4 protein-coding genes are annotated in these 2,807 nt (G+C 65.5%); 3 read left to right on the top strand and 1 reads right to left on the bottom strand.

Features of this window, described 5'->3' with window-relative positions:
• Together EOA28_RS39690 and EOA28_RS31505 are read left to right on the top strand one after the other, a co-directional pair.
• The coding region (locus EOA28_RS39690) for a hypothetical protein (RefSeq protein ID WP_210214981.1) at positions 1 to 265 on the top strand (265 nt) is incomplete at its 5' end.
• A gap of 86 nt (positions 266 to 351) precedes the next feature.
• Positions 352 to 1,365: a YeiH family protein gene (locus tag EOA28_RS31505; protein WP_245463502.1), complete on the top strand. Its 1,014-nt coding sequence runs from the start codon at positions 352 to 354 to the stop codon at positions 1,363 to 1,365.
• A 1-nt stretch (position 1,366) separates the two neighbouring features.
• Here EOA28_RS31505 and EOA28_RS31500 read toward each other — a convergent pair whose 3' ends face one another.
• On the bottom strand, positions 1,367 to 2,071 hold the full coding sequence (locus tag EOA28_RS31500; protein WP_245484092.1) for a TetR family transcriptional regulator: 705 nt from the start codon (positions 2,069 to 2,071) through the stop codon (positions 1,367 to 1,369).
• Positions 2,072 to 2,140: 69 nt separating this feature from the next.
• On the opposite strand from EOA28_RS31500, the gene EOA28_RS31495 reads away from it, so the two are divergent.
• On the top strand, positions 2,141 to 2,807 hold a 667-nt coding region (locus tag EOA28_RS31495; RefSeq protein ID WP_148670977.1), incomplete at its 3' end, for an FAD-dependent monooxygenase.

Here is a 2,807-nt window from a genome sequence, read left to right as displayed (position 1 = left end):
AACCCCGCCGGCTGAAGTCGCGGGCGGGGCAGGAAACGAACGAACCTTATCTATCGTATCGGGCTTATCGTCGCGCAATCGGCCTGCCGCTCCGCACTCGGCGAAAGCGGCGTCGCTTGGTATTGGCGGGCGCGCGGAAGAACATCGCGGCAAGCTGGAGGAGGAACCGGCAAGCGTCAAGGCTCGGCCGGTGCCGGCCAACCCGCTCGCCAATCGTTCGCAAAAATCGATCGTTATAACTCGAATAATTCGTTTGAAAGATTAGTCCGGGAATGGCATTCCGGCACCGAGCGCGCCTGGAGAATTCGATTGTCTTTCCTGCCCACCACCGCGAACGATCTTCCAGATTACCTGAACCCGACAGCCGCCGGGCGTAGGCACCCTGCCCTGGCCGCGATCTCGGCCGGCATCATGCCGGGACTAGTGTTGGTGGCGATGATCACCAGCGTCGCCTATTCGGCGCGCGGCTTCTCCGGCCTGTTCAGCCCGATGATCCTCGCTGTCGTCGTCGGCATGATCTTTTCCAACATGCTCGGCGTGCCCGCACACGCCAAGGCCGGCATTGCGTTTTCACAAAAGCGCCTGTTGCGCTTCGCCATCGTGCTGCTCGGCTTCCAGCTCACGCTCGGCCAGGTGGCGGGCATCGGCCTCGGCGGCGTCGGCATCGTCGCGGCCACGCTCGGCGCCACCTTCCTGTTCACCGTCACGCTTGGACGGCTGATCGGCGTCGACCGGAAGCTCGCGCAACTCATCGCCGCCGGCACCTCGATCTGCGGCGCCTCGGCGATCGTCGCCACCAACATCGTCACCGACGCGCGCGATGAGGACGTCACCTATGCGGTCGCCGCCATCACGCTGTTCGGCACCATCGCCATGCTCGGCTTCCCGCTGCTGGCGCCGGTCTTCGGCCTCGACCAGCACGCTTTCGGCCTGTGGGCGGGCGCCTCGATCCACGAGGTGGCGCAGGTGATCGGCGCCGGCTTCCAGAACGGCACTCTCGCCGGCGAGACCGCGACCGTCGCCAAGCTCACTCGCGTCGCCATGCTGGCGCCGATGGTGATCGCGCTCGGCCTGATGGCGCGCCGCGGCAGCTCCGACGCTTCCGGCGCCAAGCCGCCGATGCCCTGGTTCGTCGCGGCCTTCGTCGCGGTGGTGGCGCTGAACAGCCTGGTCGCGATCCCGGCGCAGATCCATTCGGCGACTGCCTTGGCCACGCAGATCATGCTGACCATGGGCCTCGCCGCCATGGGCCTGCAGGCCGATATTTCGGAGCTGCGTTCGCGCGGCCTGCGGCCGCTGATGCTGGCCTTCTCGGCCTTCCTCTTCATTGCGGGCTTCAGCCTGGTGCTGGTGAGGTTCGTCTGACCTACTGGGAAACCCGGCGGAGCGTTCCGATACCGGCCAGGATGAGGTCCACGCCGGCGAGGAATTGCTCGCGGTCGTCGTGCTCGTGAAACCGCGCGGCAGTGCGAAGCAGGAACGGATAGCCGGCGGGGTCCGACCTCGTCCATCGCTCGACGACGGTCGACAGGAATGCTTCCCGATCGGTGCCAGGCGGCAAAGGACGGGCGTTGGCGGCGTTCTGCGCGTTTTGGCCAGCGGCGCCAAGGATGTAGTGGACCAGCGCGGACGCCGCGTCGAACAGCGCTCGGTCCAGAACACCGAGCGCGTCGAGATGACTGCCGATGCTTTCGAATATCCGCCCCACTGCCGGCTGCCACGGCGCCCGCGAAAGCTGGGCGCCCGCCCAGGGATGCGCGTCGATCGCATCGAACAGCCCCAGCGCAACTGCCCGAATCGCCTCCCGTGGTTCCGCTTCTTGAACCGCCTCGCTCATGACACGGTCGATGACCTCCTCGGTCGCCGCGGCGAGCAGTTCGTCCTTGTCCTTGACGTGCCAGTAGATCGCCCCGCTTCCCGTCGCCAGGCGTGCCGCGAGCGCACGGAAAGTCAGCCCGCTCTCGCCGCCTGAATCCAGGATCTCGATCGCGGCCCCGATGATCCGCTCCTTCGAAAGCGCATCGGTGCGCCGCTCAACCCGTCCACTCCTTGCCATGCCGCAGCTTGACATGAATGGAACGACGTTCCAAATGCTATTTATGGAACATCGTTCCAATCTCTCGTCGAAAAGGATCAGACGATGACTGAGGTAACAATCGTGGGCGCGGGTCTTGGCGGCCTCACCCTGGCGCGCGTGCTTCATATCCACGGCATAGCTGTAACGGTCTATGAAGCGGAGGCTTCGGCATCGGCGCGCACGCAAGGCGGGCAGATCGACATCCACGAGCATAATGGACAGATCGCGCTCGAAGCCGCTGGCCTCACCGAAGCCTTCCACGCCATCATCCACCAAGGCGGCGCGGCTAGCCGCGTGCTCGACCGGCACGGCACGGTGCTGCTTGAGGAAGCGGACGATGGCGGCCGACCCGAAGTGCTGCGCGGCGATCTGCGGCGCATTCTGATAGACTCGCTGCCCGCCGACAGCATCCGCTGGGGAAAGAAGCTTGCCGGCGTCGCCGCTCTGGGTGGCGGCCGGCACGAACTGACCTTCACCGACGGATCGGCTGTCGAAACCGGGCTTCTCGTGGGGGCTGACGGCGCATGGTCGAAGGTGCGGCCGCTACTGTCGGACGCAACGCCACGTTATGTCGGCGCAACGTTCATCGAGACGTATCTATATGATGTTGACGATCGACACCCCGCCGCCGCCGAAGTGGTCGGCTTGGGCACAATGTTTGCGGCTGCCCCGGGAAATGCGATCGCCGCGCATCGAGAAGCGGGAGGCGTCCTCCACACCTATGTTCAAT

This window comes from Mesorhizobium sp. M2A.F.Ca.ET.067.02.1.1, assembly GCF_004023285.1.
Lineage (GTDB): Bacteria > Pseudomonadota > Alphaproteobacteria > Rhizobiales > Rhizobiaceae > Mesorhizobium.
Note: the sequence above shows the minus strand (reverse complement) of the source record. Positions and strands in the feature narration are given on the sequence as shown.